This window comes from Cupriavidus gilardii (assembly GCF_013314895.1).
In the GTDB taxonomy this organism is placed as follows: domain Bacteria; phylum Pseudomonadota; class Gammaproteobacteria; order Burkholderiales; family Burkholderiaceae; genus Cupriavidus; species Cupriavidus gilardii_C.
The window spans coordinates 1-15162 of sequence record NZ_JABTYE010000006.1; the positions used below are offsets into that span (position 1 = coordinate 1).

The 15162-nt window shown below is 67.0% G+C and carries 16 protein-coding genes; 13 read left to right on the forward strand and 3 right to left on the reverse strand.

Features of this window, described 5'->3' with window-relative positions; genetic code table 11:
• Positions 1-323: 323 nt before the first annotated feature.
• The 12 genes from HTY53_RS07530 to sugE all read left to right on the forward strand — a co-directional run bounded on the left by HTY53_RS07530 (position 324) and on the right by sugE (position 10877).
• Positions 324-2015, forward strand: a complete 1692-nt coding sequence (locus tag HTY53_RS07530; protein WP_174105894.1) for an AMP-binding protein — start codon at positions 324-326, stop codon at positions 2013-2015.
• 74 nt (positions 2016-2089) lie between these two features.
• Positions 2090-2485, forward strand: a complete 396-nt coding sequence (locus HTY53_RS07535) for a DUF488 domain-containing protein (RefSeq protein ID WP_174105895.1) — start codon at positions 2090-2092, stop codon at positions 2483-2485.
• Positions 2486-2683: 198 nt separating this feature from the next.
• Positions 2684-3931 (forward strand): nucleoside recognition domain-containing protein, encoded by a 1248-nt coding sequence (locus HTY53_RS07540; protein ID WP_174105896.1) that lies wholly within the window; start codon positions 2684-2686, stop codon positions 3929-3931.
• A gap of 404 nt (positions 3932-4335) precedes the next feature.
• On the forward strand, positions 4336-4620 hold the full coding sequence (locus HTY53_RS07550; RefSeq protein ID WP_174105898.1) for a DUF1488 domain-containing protein: 285 nt from the start codon (positions 4336-4338) through the stop codon (positions 4618-4620).
• Positions 4621-4743: 123 nt separating this feature from the next.
• Complete coding sequence (gene paaA, locus HTY53_RS07555) at positions 4744-5805, forward strand: 1,2-phenylacetyl-CoA epoxidase subunit PaaA (protein WP_174105899.1); 1062 nt, start codon at positions 4744-4746, stop codon at positions 5803-5805.
• Between the two features lie 38 nt (positions 5806-5843).
• Positions 5844-6131, forward strand: coding sequence for a 1,2-phenylacetyl-CoA epoxidase subunit PaaB (paaB, locus tag HTY53_RS07560; RefSeq protein ID WP_006579224.1), 288 nt, complete (start codon positions 5844-5846; stop codon positions 6129-6131).
• A 12-nt stretch (positions 6132-6143) separates the two neighbouring features.
• Positions 6144-7001 carry a 1,2-phenylacetyl-CoA epoxidase subunit PaaC gene (gene paaC, locus HTY53_RS07565; protein ID WP_174105900.1) on the forward strand — a complete coding sequence of 286 codons (858 nt, stop codon included), beginning with the start codon at positions 6144-6146 and terminating at the stop codon, positions 6999-7001.
• A 32-nt stretch (positions 7002-7033) separates the two neighbouring features.
• Positions 7034-7675 carry a 1,2-phenylacetyl-CoA epoxidase subunit PaaD gene (gene paaD / locus HTY53_RS07570; protein ID WP_174105901.1) on the forward strand — a complete coding sequence of 214 codons (642 nt, stop codon included), beginning with the start codon at positions 7034-7036 and terminating at the stop codon, positions 7673-7675.
• Between the two features lie 55 nt (positions 7676-7730).
• The gene (gene paaE / locus HTY53_RS07575) at positions 7731-8819 is read left to right on the forward strand and encodes a 1,2-phenylacetyl-CoA epoxidase subunit PaaE (protein WP_174105902.1); all 1089 of its coding nucleotides are present in this window, start codon (positions 7731-7733) and stop codon (positions 8817-8819) included.
• Positions 8820-9011: 192 nt separating this feature from the next.
• On the forward strand, positions 9012-9803 hold the full coding sequence (locus HTY53_RS07580) for a DUF1835 domain-containing protein (RefSeq protein ID WP_174105903.1): 792 nt from the start codon (positions 9012-9014) through the stop codon (positions 9801-9803).
• Positions 9803-10414, forward strand: coding sequence for a TetR/AcrR family transcriptional regulator (locus tag HTY53_RS07585; protein WP_174105904.1), 612 nt, complete (start codon positions 9803-9805; stop codon positions 10412-10414). The genes HTY53_RS07580 and HTY53_RS07585 overlap by 1 nt, the downstream gene beginning before the upstream one ends.
• A 148-nt stretch (positions 10415-10562) precedes the next feature.
• Complete coding sequence (gene sugE, locus HTY53_RS07590) at positions 10563-10877, forward strand: quaternary ammonium compound efflux SMR transporter SugE (RefSeq protein ID WP_174105905.1); 315 nt, start codon at positions 10563-10565, stop codon at positions 10875-10877.
• 60 nt (positions 10878-10937) lie between these two features.
• On the opposite strand, the gene kefC is transcribed toward sugE, so the two are convergent.
• Together kefC and HTY53_RS07600 are read right to left on the reverse strand one after the other, a co-directional pair.
• Positions 10938-12746, reverse strand: a complete 1809-nt coding sequence (kefC, locus tag HTY53_RS07595; protein WP_174105906.1) for a glutathione-regulated potassium-efflux system protein KefC — start codon at positions 12744-12746, stop codon at positions 10938-10940.
• Positions 12743-13339, reverse strand: a complete 597-nt coding sequence (locus HTY53_RS07600) for an NAD(P)H-dependent oxidoreductase (RefSeq protein ID WP_174105907.1) — start codon at positions 13337-13339, stop codon at positions 12743-12745. Before HTY53_RS07600 ends, kefC begins: the two co-directional genes overlap by 4 nt.
• A 333-nt stretch (positions 13340-13672) precedes the next feature.
• Here HTY53_RS07600 and HTY53_RS07605 point away from each other — a divergent pair, with 333 nt between their 5' ends.
• Complete coding sequence (locus HTY53_RS07605) at positions 13673-14371, forward strand: GNAT family N-acetyltransferase (protein ID WP_174105908.1); 699 nt, start codon at positions 13673-13675, stop codon at positions 14369-14371.
• 96 nt (positions 14372-14467) lie between these two features.
• On the opposite strand, the gene HTY53_RS07610 is transcribed toward HTY53_RS07605, so the two are convergent.
• On the reverse strand, positions 14468-14959 hold the full coding sequence (locus tag HTY53_RS07610; RefSeq protein ID WP_174105909.1) for a winged helix-turn-helix transcriptional regulator: 492 nt from the start codon (positions 14957-14959) through the stop codon (positions 14468-14470).
• Positions 14960-15162: the final 203 nt, after the last annotated feature.

The following is a 15162-nucleotide window of genomic DNA, read 5'->3' on the forward strand; positions in this document are numbered from 1 at the left end:
GAGAAACGAGATTATGCAGAACCTTTCGCTTCTCGTCAACAGGTTTGTCAGCACTTTCTGCTGCGGCGCCAGCACCGTAGCGCCTTCGCCTTCCCTGCCAACCCCGCCGCCGTTCGGCTGCGAGGGGGCGAATATTAAGGGAGCTGGCGCGCAAAGGCAAGCGAATTTAAGTAGAAACCCGAATCCGCCCTTGAAGTGCGCCATATCCGACAAATGTCACACCGGTGACAGCATCGCCGGAACGCTTGGCCTAAGCTGGCGGCCCATACCTATAAGAAGCACCCCCTGACTACGATTCAGTCAATCAGTCGAAGGAGACAACCATGACGCTGATCCCGAACGCCGGCCTGTCGCTGGTCACTGGCGCCACCGACGTGCCGCTGTCGGACCAGACCATCGCCGAATTGCTGGCCGCCACGGTGGCCGCCCATCCTGATGCGGAGGCCGTCGTCTTCCGCGAACAGGGAATCCGCTGGACGTGGCGCCAGTTCAGCGAGCAGGTCGACCGGCTCGCCGCCGGGCTGCTCGAGCGCGGTATCGCCCGCGGCGATCGCGTCGGCATCTGGTCGCCGAACCGGCAGGAGTGGCTGGTCACGCAGTTCGCCACTGCCCGGATCGGCGCCATCCTGGTCAATATCAATCCGGCCTACCGGCTGGCCGAGCTCGAGTACGCGCTGAACAAGGCCGGTGTGCGAATGTTGATCACGGCCGCGCGCTTCAAGTCGAGCAACTATATAGAGATGCTGCAGAAGCTGGCGCCGGAGCTGGCCGACAGCCAGCCGGGCCAATTGCGCGCGGCCCGGTTGCCCGCGCTGCAGTGGGTCGTGCGCATGGGCGACGAGAACACGGCCGGCATGGTGCGCTATGCCGACTTGCTGGCCCAGCCGGATACCGCACGCCTGGACCCCGCCGGTTCCGCGCTGGGCCCGCACGATCCCATCAATATCCAGTTCACCAGCGGGACGACGGGCAACCCCAAGGGCGCCACGCTGACCCACCACAACGTCGTCAACAACGGCCGCTTCGTTGCGATGGCGATGCGGCTGACCGACCGCGATTCGCTGTGCATCCCCGTGCCGCTCTATCACTGCTTCGGCATGGTGCTGTCGGTGCTGGCCTGCGTCAGCGTCGGCGCGCGGATGATCTTCCCCGGCGAGGCGTTCGATGCGCTGGCGACCATGCAGGCCGTGCACGAGGAACGCTGCACCGCCTTGCATGGCGTGCCGACCATGTTCATCGCCCAACTCGACCATCCCGACTTCGGCAAGTTCGACTTCACCTCGCTGCGCACCGGCATCATGGCCGGCGCGCCGTGCCCCATCGAGGTGATGAAGCGAGTCATCAAGGACATGCATATGGCCGAAGTCACGATCGCGTATGGCATGACCGAAACGAGCCCGGTGTCGTTCCAGAGCGCTACCGACGATCCGCTGGAAAAGCGCGTGGCCACGGTCGGGCGGGTTCAACCGCATCTGCAATGCAAGATCGTCGACGAAACCGGCCAGATCGTGCCGGTCGGTGCCACCGGGGAACTGTGCACCCGCGGCTATTCGGTGATGCTCGGTTACTGGGAGGACGAGGCACGTACGCGCGAGGCGATCCGGGACGGCTGGATGCATACCGGCGACCTCGCCACGATCGACGAGCAGGGCTATTGCAATATCGTCGGCCGGGTCAAGGACATGGTGATCCGCGGCGGCGAGAACCTGTATCCGCGCGAAGTCGAGGAATTCCTGTTCCGCCATCCGAAGGTGCAGGCGGTACAGGTGTTCGGCGTGCCCGATCCGAAGTATGGCGAGGAGCTGTGCGCGTGGATTGTGCTCAAACCCGGACAGAGCGCCACCGAGGACGAGATCCGGGCGTTCTGCCGGGACCAGATTGCGCACTACAAGATCCCGCGTTATGTTCGTTTCGTCGACGACATGCCGATGACGGTCACCGGCAAGGTGCAGAAGTTCGTGATGCGCGAGACCATGATCCGCGAACTGGGACTGGAGCCGGCCGCGACCGCCTGACGGGAGACGGCGCGGTGGCGGCCGTCGCATTCGCATCGGCCGTCGCCGCCCTACCGCAGAGAGGAGCGTCCGCCATGGCCGTCCATATCGTCAGGCTCGGAACCCCGCGCATTGCCGGCGAAGGCCTGCGCATCGGCACGGTGCGCAGGCCGCCCAGAGGCGTGCCGCGCAGCGAATACGCCAGCCGCGACTTCTACGATGTCTGGTTTCCGCTGCTATCGCCCTCGCCGGAACTGGTCGCCGAGGCGAAGCACGCGCAGGAAAAGGAAGACGACAAGGCCTGGCGCCATTTCGAGCGGCGCTTTCAGGCCGAGATGGCCGAACCCGAGGCCAGCCGGACGCTCGACCTGCTGGCCGCCCTGTCGCACCAGACCGAATTCGCGATCGGCTGCTACTGCGAGGACGAGAACCGCTGCCACCGGTCGATCCTGCGCAAGCTGCTGACCAAGCGCGGCGCGGCCTTGGCATAGCGGCCTCTGCCTGGAAAACGCACCTGACAAGGCCGTCGCGCCACAGCGGCCGGGCGGGACGGGCAGCGCCCACGCTATGATAGGCACCTTGCGCAACACGCGGTCCTTCACGGCGCGCCACGCGAGCCGCACACTGCACTCAGCGCATCTGCGCGCCTATCCGCCGGCGTACCTGCCCGCTTACCCGCCACCCTGCCCATGGCATTGAACCTGGTCTGGCTGTCCTTTTTCCTGTCCGCCTTTGCCATCGGCTGCGTGCGGCTGGCGCATGGCGATGCCGCCATCTTTCCGGCCATGCTGGCGAGCCTGTTCGACAGCGCTCGCACCGCCTTCGAGATCTCCCTGAGCCTGGCCGGCATCATGGCGCTGTGGCTGGGCATTATGCGGATCGGCGAGCGCGGCGGCGTGGTGCAAGGCTTTGCGCGCGCCGTCAATCCGGTGCTGCGGCACCTGTTCCCTGGCGTCCCCCAAGGTCATCCGGCTCAGGGGGCGATGATGATGAACGTCTCGGCCAATATGCTCGGGCTGGACAATGCCGCGACACCGCTCGGGCTGAACGCGATGCGGGAGCTGCAGACGCTGAACGACAAGCCCGACACCGCGACCGATGCGCAGATCATGTTCATCGTGCTCAATACCGCGGGGCTGACGCTGATTCCCACTTCGGTGATCGCGATGCGGCAGGCGATCGCACTGAAACAGGGGCTGGTCGGCTTCAACGCCGCCGACATCTTCCTGCCGACGCTGCTGGCAACCGGCGTGTCGTGTCTGGCGGGGCTGATCGCGGTGGCCTGGACCCAGCGGCTCAACCTGTTCAGACCCGCGATCCTGGGCACGCTGGTGGCGATGGTTGCCGCGCTCGGCGCTCTGGCGGCCTGGCTGCGCCATGCGCCGGCACCGCAGGTCGACACCGCGACCGCCCTGGCCGGCAGCCTGTTCATCCTCGGCTTGATCGTGGTGTTTCTGCTGTGCGGGGCCGTGCGGCGGGTCAACGTCTACGAGGCATTCGTCGACGGCGCCAAGGAAGGCTTTGGTGTGGCGGTGCAGATCATCCCCTATCTGGTGGCGATCCTGGTCGCGATCGGGCTGTTTCGCGCCAGCGGCGGCATGGACTGGCTGATGCAGGGCCTGGCGGCCGGCGTTGCGAGCCTGGGGCTGAATACGGATTTCGTGCCGGCGTTGCCGGTTGGGCTGATGAAGGTGCTGTCCGGCGCCGGGGCCCGGGGCCTGATGGTCGACGTGATGACGACTTACGGCGTCGATTCCTTCCAGGGGAAGCTTGCCGCGATCATCCAGGGATCGACCGAAACGACGTTCTACGTACTCGCGGTCTACTTCGGCAGCGTCAATGTGCGCCGTACCCGGCATGCGCTGGGATGCGCACTGTTCGCCGATGCGGTGGGCCTGGTCGCCGCCATCGCCATTGCCTACCTCTTCTTCCATTGACTGCATTGCGCTGGCCGCGTTGGGGACAGATAAACGTTGCATTTGTGCAACGAAATCGGTTCAATTCCGGCTTTTTGAGACGCGGACCTTGGTGCGTCGCAACAAGCCGCGTATAGTGAAGTCTGTCTCCTCCACCACCTCGGTGGATTCCAGCCCGCGCACAACCTGCGCGGGTTTTTTTTCGTCCACATCTGTCGGCTGGAGGACGATGACGATCGGCTTGGTCTCAGACCTGTGCTGCATTGCACCAACCGCCACCCGACCGCGAAGTGAGCGAGCACTCAGGCCCAAGCCGAAGCCGCGATGCGGGACCCAGCTGCGGCGCGCTGCCGCGCCCGACTGGCGAGTGCCGCTCGATATCCTAGAATGGTCGTGACCCCTCCCCTTTCCGGCCGAGGCACGCCATGTCTGAGATCGTATTTCCCAGCAGCGTCCCCACCTACTGCGCAGCCAGCCTGACGCTGTCGTGCCCCGCCACCGTCAACGGCCAACCGTCCCGCTATTCGATCACCGCCGAAGCGCTCGAGTCGCATTTCGGCGCGCGCTCGCCGCGCGAGGAAGATCTGGTGCGCGCATTCACCGACCATCGGCCGCGCATCGAAAGCATCGCGCAATCGCTGTTCGAGTTGACCCGTTCGCGCAATATCGTTCTGCGCAGCGGGCACGTGCGCTTCGTTCCCGACGCTTGAAAGCGGCGCCAAGCCGCCACCGTCCAGACGCGCCCGTCGATTAATTGACCGAACGGTCGGTTTATATATAATGCTTCCTACCGCCCGGCCCACGCACGGCCGGGACCCGCCAGAGGAGGCGCTATGTACACCCAAAGCCTGGACCTGCCCCAACAGCCTTTGCCGGCCGACGCGCAGCGCGCCGCGAACGAACGCTCGAATGAAGGCGCGAATCAAGGCGCCAACGCGGCCGACAACGCCGAGGCGCAGGCCGCGTTCGATGCGCGTCTGGCTGCGGACGGCAAGATCGAGCCGCAAGACTGGATGCCGGCGGCCTATCGCAAGACGCTGATCCGCCAGATCTCCCAGCATGCCCACTCCGAGATCATCGGCATGCTGCCCGAGGGCAACTGGATCACGCGCGCGCCGTCGCTCAAGCGCAAGGCGATCCTGCTGGCCAAGGTGCAGGACGAGGGCGGCCACGGCCTCTACCTGTATTCGGCGGCCGAGACGCTGGGCACCTCGCGCGACGAGATGGTCGACGCCCTGCATCGCGGCAAGGCCAAGTACTCGTCCATCTTTAATTACCCGACGCTGACCTGGGCCGATGTCGGCGTGATCGGCTGGCTGGTCGACGGCGCCGCGATCATGAACCAGATCCCCCTGTGCCGCTGCTCTTACGGTCCGTACGCGCGCGCGATGATCCGCATCTGCAAGGAGGAGTCGTTCCACCAGCGCCAGGGCTTCGACGCGCTGCTGGCGATGATGCGTGGCACAGACGCGCAGCGCGAGATGGTGCAGGACGCGGTCAACCGCTGGTGGTTTCCGGTGCTGATGATGTTCGGCCCGCCCGATGCGGCGTCGACCAACAGCGCGCAGACCATGGCCTGGGGCATCAAGCGCATCTCCAACGACGACCTGCGCCAGAAGTTCGTCGACGCGACGGTCGAGCAGGCCAAGGTGCTGGGCGTCACGCTGCCCGACCCGGGCCTGCGCTGGAACGAGGAACGCGGCCACTACGACTACAGCCCGCTGGACTGGGACGAGTTCTGGCGGGTCATCAACGGCGACGGCCCGTGCAACCGCGAACGGCTGGCGACCCGCGTCAAGGCCCACGAGGACGGCGCCTGGGTACGCGAGGCCGCGCTGGCCCACGCAGCCAAGGTCGCGCAGCGCGAAGCGGCGCAGTCGCGCGCCGCGGCCTGAGCCGATCCACAGCAAGCCGTCAACAGGAGACAGGCAAGATGACGCAAAAGGAATGGCCGCTGTGGGAGGTGTTCGTCCGCAGCAAGCAGGGCCTGGAACACAAGCATTGCGGCAGCCTGCACGCGGCCGACGCGCACCAGGCGCTGCGCATGGCGCGCGACGTCTATACGCGGCGCCAGGAAGGCGTGTCGATCTGGGTGGTGCCGTCATCGGCGATTACCGCCAGCGTGCCCGACGAAAAGGCCGAGCTGTTCGACCCGATGGCCGACAAGATCTACCGCCATCCGACCTTCTATCAGCTGCCCGATGAAGTCAACCATATGTAGGAAGGGCCGCGCATGACCGCCATCACGTCGAACCCGCCATCGTCCTCGTCGCTGCTGTCCAGCCTGCCGCTCTCGCGCACCGCCGGCTGGCAGTACGTGCTGCGTCTGGCCGACAACGCGTTGATCCTCGGCCAGCGCAACGCCGAGTGGTGCGGCCACGGACCGGTCCTGGAAGAAGACATCGCGCTGGCCAATATCAGCCTGGACCTGATCGGCCAGGCGCGCCTGCTCTATGCGCGCGCCGGCGAACTGGAGGCCGAGCTGACCGGCCGCGCCCGCCACGAGGACGACTACGCCTACTGGCGCGGCGAGCGCGAATTCCGCAACTGGACGCTGCTGGAGCTGCCGCACAGCGGACCGCTGGCGGGCACCGCCTCGTCGGACCGCGACTACGCCGTCACCATCGTGCGCAACTTCCTGTACAGCGCGCTGATGGTCGAGCTGTGGAGCGCGCTCGAAGGCAGCCGCGACGCCGGCTTGGCCGCGATCGCCTCGAAGTCGATCAAGGAAGCGCGCTACCACCTGCATCATGGCGCCGACTGGCTGGTACGGCTGGGCGACGGCACCGAGCTGTCGCACGATCGCACCCAACGGGCGCTGGACCATCTGCTGCCCTATATGAACGAATGCTTTGCCCCGGACCCGGTCGAGCAGGAAGCGGCGGCGCAAGGCATCGCGGTGCGGACCGCCGAACTGCGGCCGGCCTGGCAGGCGATCGTCGAACAGACCGTGACGGAGGCCACGCTGACGCTGCCCGCGGCCACCGGCTTCGTGTCGACCGGCAAGCAGGGCCTGCATTCCGAGCATATGAGCTATCTGCTGGCGCAGATGCAGAGCCTGGCGCGCGCCCATCCCGGCGCGCACTGGTAACGGCGGACGCCCCACACATCGAGGCCGACCCCATGCCAGCCACCTTGACTCGCCCCGATCCGCACACGGACACGCACCCGGACGCCGGTGTACACGCAGTCCACGCCGATGCCGACGCGCAGGCCCGCGTGGCCCGCGCGTGGACGGTGCTCGACGCCGTGCCCGACCCCGAAATCCCGGTGGTGTCGATCCGCGATCTCGGCATCCTGCGCGAGGTGGCGATCGCCGACGACGGCGCGCTGGAGATCGTAATCACGCCCACTTATTCGGGCTGCCCCGCGATGGCGGAGATCGCCGAGGACATCGGCCGCGCGCTTGGCCAGGCGAACCTCGGCCCGTGGAAGATCCGCACCGTGCTGGCGCCGGCGTGGACCACCGACTGGATCACCGCCGAGGGCCGCGACAAGCTGCGTGCCTACGGCATCGCGCCGCCGGCGCGCTGCGCCGACCACGGCGTGCAAACCCGGCCGCTGCGCTTCGTGCCGCGCCATCACACCACGGGGGCCACAGCTGCTACGGCGGCCATGCGTGCCAGCACCGCCGACAGCGTGACCTGCCCGCACTGCGGCGGCGCCGACACCGAGCCGCTGTCGCAGTTCGGATCGACCGCCTGCAAGGCGCTCTACCGCTGCCGCACCTGCCGCGAACCGTTCGACTACTTCAAACCGTACTAGCCACCGTACAGCCCGGCCGCCCGGCTCACGCCGCGGCCACCGTCCCCACGCCGCCATGACCCCACAGTTCCATCCGCTGCGCGTGGCGCAGGTCCGCCCCGAAACCGCCGACACCGTTTCGGTCGCCTTCGAGGTCCCGCCCGCGCTACGCGACGTCTACCGCTTCAAACAGGGCCAGTTCCTGACGCTGCGCACGTCGATCGACGGCCAGGAGGTACGGCGCTCGTATTCGATCTGCTGCGGCGTGCAGGACTACGATCAACACGGCGAGCTGCGTGTCGCGGTCAAGCGGGTCGACGACGGCCTGTTCTCGAACTTCCTGCACGACGCGGTGGTGCCGGGCCACACCATCGACGTGATGACGCCGGACGGGCGCTTCCATGTCCCGCTGGACCCCGAGGCTGCGCGCCACTACGTCGCCTTCGCCGCCGGCAGCGGCATCACGCCGGTGATGTCGCTGATCCGGACCACGCTGGCGGTCGAGCCGAACAGCCGCTTCACGCTGGTGTACGGCAACCGCAATATCGACAGCATCATCTTCGCCGAGGCGCTGGACGACCTGAAGAACCAGTACCTGTCGCGGCTGACGCTGTACCACGTGCTGTCGCGCCAGCCGCAGGAGGTCGATCTGCTGCACGGCCGGCTCGATCGTGCCCGGGTGCAGGCCTTCCTCGAGACGCTGATCCCGGTCGAGGACATCGACGCGGCCTTCGTCTGCGGACCCGCGTCGATGATCGACGACGTCGAAGCCGCGCTGAAGGACGCCGGCCTGGACCCGCACAAGATCCACGCCGAGCGCTTCGGCGTGCCGCTGGCCCAGCCGCGCCGCCAGCCGGCCAAGGTCGTCACCGATGAAGCCGGCACCGCGCAACTGGTGGTGGTGCTCGACGGCAAGCAGCATGCGATGCGCATTCCGCTGCAGGACGCCAACGTGCTCGACACCGCGCTGGCCGCGGGGCTGGACCTGCCCTATGCCTGCAAGGGCGGGGTCTGTTGCACCTGCCGCGCCAAGGTGCTGGAGGGCAAGGTCGAAATGGAGAAGAACTACACGCTCGAGCCGTGGGAGATGGACAAGGGCTTCGTGCTGACCTGCCAGGCGCGGCCGCTGACCGAGCGCGTGGTGGTCAGCTACGACGAGCGATAGGGCCGAACCGGAGCGCGGGACGCAACGCGCGAGAGCGCACGCACCGCCGCCGTCCCGCAGTGATGCATGGTTAAAATGGCCGCTGCCTGAAACCGGCCGCCCGGGCGCCGCCGGCCCGGATACCGCGCCAGTACTGCGCCGCCGGGCGCCCGCGGTGCTGTCGAGCCGTCTTATCCATATACAATCACGGCCATGCAATACATCCACGTCGTCAACGGTGACATGGCGGGCAACACGCTGCGCCAGGCGCTTGCGCAAGCCGCCCGTCCGGATCCCGTCGTCGTGCTGCGCGACGACCTGGCCGTCGGCCCGATCGCCGACGTGGACAGCAGCGGCCTGATCCGCTCCGGCTTCTGGCAGCGCGTTGCCCCGCACAGCGAGATCGACTTCGCCGCCGAGATGCGCCAGGCGCTGGACCAGTTGCAGAGGCTGCGCCAGAGCGAGCCCGAGGTCGCGATCTGGCACGGCCAGAGCGCCTCCGACCAGCTGATGCTGCGCCGGGTCGTGTTCCATCTGTATCAGAGCCCGCAGCGGATCAACGAGGTCGCGATGGACAGCCGCGAGCTCGACGGCTCCACCCAGGGCAATCTGACCGCGATCGGCATGTATCCCGCCGCACGGCTGGCGCGCCGTTTCTCGACCATCGCGCCGGTCTCGGTGCTGCGGCTCGGCCGGCTCGGCTACGAATGGCAGCAGAACGTCAAGGAAAACGCCGACGTGCGCCTGTGGAAGGGCAACACCCTGGTGCCCGCGGCCTACCATACGGTCGACGAAGTGATCCTCGAACGCGCCCCGCTCGAATGGACGCCCGCGGCCCAGGTGGTCGGCAGCGTGATGGGCGCCATCGAAGGGCTGCTGGCCAGCGACTGGTTCGTGTTCTGGCGCTGCCGCGAACTGATCGGCGCGGGCCAGATGGTGCTGCGGGGCAATGCCGATTCGCTGCAAAGCTGCGAGCTGCGGCGCAATCTGTCGGTCGATTCCTGATGGCCCGTACCAAGGCGCCCGATTTCGAGGCCCAACGCGAACAGATCCTCGAGCTGGCCGCGGCGGCGTTTGCCGCCAGCAGCTATCCCAGTACATCGATGGCCGACCTGGCCGCGGCCTGCGGGACCTCGAAGGCGCGGCTGTACCACTACTACGAAAGCAAGGAAGCGATCCTGTTCGACCTGCTCGATCGCTATACGCGGCGGCTGATGCTGATCGTCACCGAGGTCGAGGCGGAGGCCGAGCGCCAGGGCCACAGCGAGCGCGACAGCTTCGCCAATCTGATCCGCGCCTTCCTGGCCGAGTACGAGACCTCGCAGACCCGCCATATCGCGCTGATCAACGACGTCAAGTTCCTCGCGCCCGAGCAGCGCGACGTCATCCTGAAGCGCGAGCGCGACGTGGTCGCGGCCTTCTCGCGCCAGTTGCGGCGCGCCTATCCGGAACGGGTCACGCGCGAGAACCAGACGGCGCTGACGATGACGGTGTTCGGCATGATCAACTGGACCTTCACCTGGCTCAAACCCGGCGGCAAGCTGTCCTATGCGGACTTCGCCGAGATGGTGATCGAGCTGCTGGCGGGCGGGCTGCCCGGACACGTGCGCGCCTGACGCGGCAGCGCGTCCCACGATAGAATGCCGCCTGCGCCGGGGACGACCCCGCGCCGCCGCGGCAAGCCCTTCCGGCTTCGAGACTCGACCCAGCGGCGCCCGACCAACCGGGGACGGCCCCGATGCCTCGACACCATCGCAGCCCATCATGCCCTGGATCTACGTTCTGCTTGCCGGCCTCACCGAAATCGCCTGGGCCACCGGCCTCAAATACTCCGAAGGATTTTCCCGGCTGTGGCCATCGGCCTTCACCATCGTGACGATGGTGGTCAGCTTCTGGCTGCTGTCGCTCGCGATGCGCGCGCTGCCGCTCGGCACCGCCTACGCGGTGTGGACCGGCATCGGCGCGGTCGGCTCGTTCGCGGTCGGCATCCTGGTATTCGGCGAATCGGCCAGCTTCTGGCGGCTGTTCAGCGCCGGCCTGGTGCTGGCCGGCATCGTCGGTCTCAAGCTGTCGTCGTAGCCGCGCGCGCGACGGCGGCGGCGACGGGGGCAGAGACAGCAGCGGCGGCCGCGGCGCGGTTCACGACCACTCGGCCTCCTCCCTGCGCCGCCGCTGCTCGCGGTCCTGCCTGAACATCTCCTCGAGCTCGTCGCGCGCTTGCCGCGCCAGCGACACCATCGCCTTCTGGTCGGTGTAGTGCGGGTAGAAGCGGTCGATCGCGGCGATGTTGTGGCGGCGGAATTTCATCGCCGCGGCGCGCGCTTCGGCCGGATCCAGTCCCAGCCCTTCCAACACGCTGCGGCCCAGCCTCAGCGAGCCCTCGAACATCTCGCGCTCGAACAGCTCGACGCCGCGGTCCTTCAGCAGATAGATGTGCGACACGTGGCGGGCGCGCGCGTAGATGCGCAGATGCGGAAAGCGCTGGCGGACGCGGTCGATCAGCTCCAGGCTTTCGTCCATGCCGTCGACGGCGACCACCAGGATCTTCGCGTTCTGCGCACCCGCGGCTTCGAGCAGGTCCATCCGCGTGGCATCGCCATAGAAGATCTTGAAGCCGTACTGACGCAGAAAATCGATCTGATCGGGGTCGTGGTCGAGCACGGTGACGCCGATGCCCTGCGCATACAGCAGGCGGCCGATGATCTGGCCGAAGCGGCCGAAGCCGGCGATCAGCACCGGGTTGTCCTGCGGCTCGATCGTGTCGTCCGGCGGCTGGCGCAGCTTGCCGGCGCGCGGCGCGACGATCCGGTCGTAGGCCAGCAGCAGCAACGGCGTGGTCACCATCGACAGCGCCACCACCAGCACCAGCAGCGCGGCGATGTCTTCCGGCAGCAGCCCGGCCAAGCGCGCCACGCCGAACACCACGAAGGCGAACTCCCCCGCCTGTGAGATCAGCAGCGCAAACAGCAGGCGCTGGCCGCGCGCGATCTCGAAGCGCGGCGCCAGCAGCCGCAGCACCAGCACCTTGGCGCCGACCACCGCGGCGACCATCCCGAGCACCTGCCACGGCTGCTGCGCCATCACGCCGAAGTCAATCGACATGCCGACCGCCATGAAGAACAGCCCCAGCAGCAGGCCCTTGAAGGGCTCGATGTCGGCCTCGAGCGCGTGGCGGTATTCCGAATCGGCCAGCAGTACGCCCGCGAGGAAGGTGCCGAGCGCCATCGACATGCCCACCGCTTCCATCATCGCGGCGATGCCGACCACCAGCAGCAGCGCGAACGCGGTGAACATCTCGCGCATGCCGGTGCGGGCGATGAAACGCAGCGCGGGGCGCACCAGATAGCGGCCCCCGACCACCACCGCGGCGATCACCGCCACCGCCTTGACGGCACCGATCCAGGCCTGGCCGTCGGCCGGCTGGGGACCGTCGAGCGTCAGCATCGGCAGCAACGCGATCATCGGAATCGCGGCGATGTCCTGGAACAGCAGGATGCCGAAGCTGGCCTTGCCGGCCGGCGTACCGAACAGATTGCGCTCGCCCAGCGTCGCCAGCGCGATCGCGGTCGACGACAGCGCAAGGCCCAGCCCGGCCACCAGCGCGACCTGCCAGCTGGCGCCGAAGGCGGCGGCCAGCGCGCCGATCAGCAGCGCGCAGCCGGCCATCTGCGCGGCGCCATAGCCGAAGATCGTCTGCCGCAGCGCCCATAGCTTGCTGGGCGCGAGCTCCAGGCCAATCACGAACAGCATCAGCACGACGCCGAATTCGGAAAAGCTCAGGATCGATTCGACATCGGTGACGACCCGCAGCGCCCACGGCCCGATCGCCGCGCCGGCGAGCAGATAGCCAAGCACCGCTCCCAGGCCGAAACGGCGCGCCAGCGGCACCGCCACCACCGCGGCGACCAGGAACACCAGCACCACGCGCAGCGCATCATGCGGATTCATGCGAGCTCCAGCCGGGTGGCGGCGGTCGCCGGGTCGCTGGACGCGTTGAGCGGATCTGCCTCACCGCCATGGCCGAGCGCGGCCATGACCTCGGCGATCACGCGCTGCACGCCCGGCTGATCGAGCCGGTAAGCGTCGTGAACCGCGATCGGCGGCCGCCACGTCATGCCGCATTCGAGCGCCATCTGCTCCAGCGGCAACAGGAACGACGTCAGCGGATGCCGGTGCACGCCCTCGGGCGAGTAGGCCTCCTCGGTGCCCCGCGTGGTGGCCACCACCAGGCACGACTTGCCGCGCAGCGCGGTGCCGCCGGGGCCATGCGCCCAGCCGCGCTCGAGCACTTCGTCCATCCACAGCTTCAGCAACGGCGGCACGCTGAACCAGAAGGTCGGAAATTGCAGCACCACGGTCTCCGCACAGGACAGCGCGCGCTGCTCGGCCACCACGTCGATGTCGTAATCGGGATAGCGCGCATAGAGATCGCGCACGTCGACATCGGGCAGCGCGGCGAGCGCCTCGGCCAGCGGCCGGTTCACATGCGAGCGGCGCGCGCGCGCATTGGCGTAGATCACAACGATGGGTCGGGCAGGCATGGTGTGTAGCAGGCGTTACTTGGGACGTGGTGGTGAGCTGCAGTTGGTGCGGCGGCGGACTGCGGCGTTGCAACATTTCCACACCCGACGTTCGCCAGTTCTTTACGCAAGCCATTGATCTTTAAAGCGTTTCTACGAGCTCAGCCAGCCTGCGCCGCGCTCTGCGACGCACCATGCTTACGTCAAACTGACAAATGCACTACAATACTTTTCGCGTTGCAGCAAGATAGGATTTGCCCCATCCATTAGAAAAACGCATTCTGATGGTCTACTTTGACAAGCCTGCTTGCCGCGATGTGACGTTTATACCCTGAATCGCCCAAGGAACAGAAAGTGAATCCGCTCGAACTGAGCAAGGCCGTCGGTGCCTTCACCGACGAAGATCTTCGCAAAGCAGCCGCAGCCTCGCAGGCCGCCCAGCGTCCGACCATTCTGGTGCGCGAACTGGGGGCCCAGCATCGCTCGCGCCTGCTGAAGCATTTTCTCGCGCTCGGCGAGGAAGATCGCCTGCTCCGTTTCGGCCAGTCTGTCGGCGACCATGTGATCGAGGCCTACGTCGACAGCATCGACTTCGACCACGATACGGTGTTCGGCGTCTACGACGAGCATATCGAGCTGGTCGGCGTCGGCCACTTTGCCAATCTGCGCGACAACGCCCAGGGCCGCGTGGCCGAGTTCGGCGTCTCGGTGTCGCAGAGCGCGCGCGGGCGCGGCATCGGCAGCGCGCTGTTCGAGCGCGCCGCGATCCACGGCCGCAACACGCATGTGCGCACGCTCTATATGCACTGCCTGTCGCGCAACGCCGCGATGATGCACATCGCCAAGAAGGCCGGCATGAAGGTCCAGTACGCGTACGGCGAGGCCGACGCCTACCTGGAGCTGCCGCCGGCGGACACCGTCAGCCGCCTGACCGAGGCGATCGACGAACAGGTCGCGGACCTCGACTACGTGGTGCGCCGCAATCTGCGCGACGCGCGCCGCTTCGGTCAGCGCTTCTGGCGCTCGATCATGCCGCAGAAGAGCACGGCCTGATCGGTTTGAAATCGTCCAGCCAGCTTCGGACAGAGCAACGGCGCGCCCATTGGCGCGCCGTTTTCTTTTGGGCCCTGCCCCGGTGCGCCGCGCCGCTCAGGCGCCGATCACCGGCAGTGCCGTGGTGTCCTTGATCGATTCGAGCGCGAAGCTGGACCGCACGTCGATCACGGCCGGATGGGCCAGCAGCTGGTCCTTCATGAAGCGCGCGAAGTGGTCCATGTCCTCGACATAGACCTTGAGCAGCAGGTCCATCTCGCCGGTCATCGCATGGCACGCGGCCACCTCCGGCCAGATCGCGATGGCCGCGCGGAACAGATCCAGCGGGGCCTTGCCCTTGGGTGCGCCGCCGTGCTTTTCCAGGCGGACATTGATATAGGCCAGCAGCCCCAGCCCGATCTTGCCTGGCTCCAGCAGCGCCGCGTACTGCCGGATCACGCCGATCTCCTCCAGCCGCCGGATGCGGCGCAGGCACGGACTGGGCGACAGGCTGACGCGCTCCGCGACTTCGAGATTGGTCAACCGCCCGTTGGTCTGCAGGACCTCGAGGATCTTCCGGTCGATCTTGTCCAGCTCCACCTTGCTCACGAGATTGTTGCTCCGCAATAAGACAGTCAGCAATTTTTTTGCGCAAATTTAGCAAGATGGGCACAAGGTTGCAATTTTTTGTGAATTGACGTGTCCTGTAGCGGCGAGCCGCAGCCGTTTCTCGACGACTGGAGACAGGCACGGCCCCGAGGAGGACGCCCGCTGGCGGACGCCAAAGACAAAGCGCGCGGCCATTTCGGACC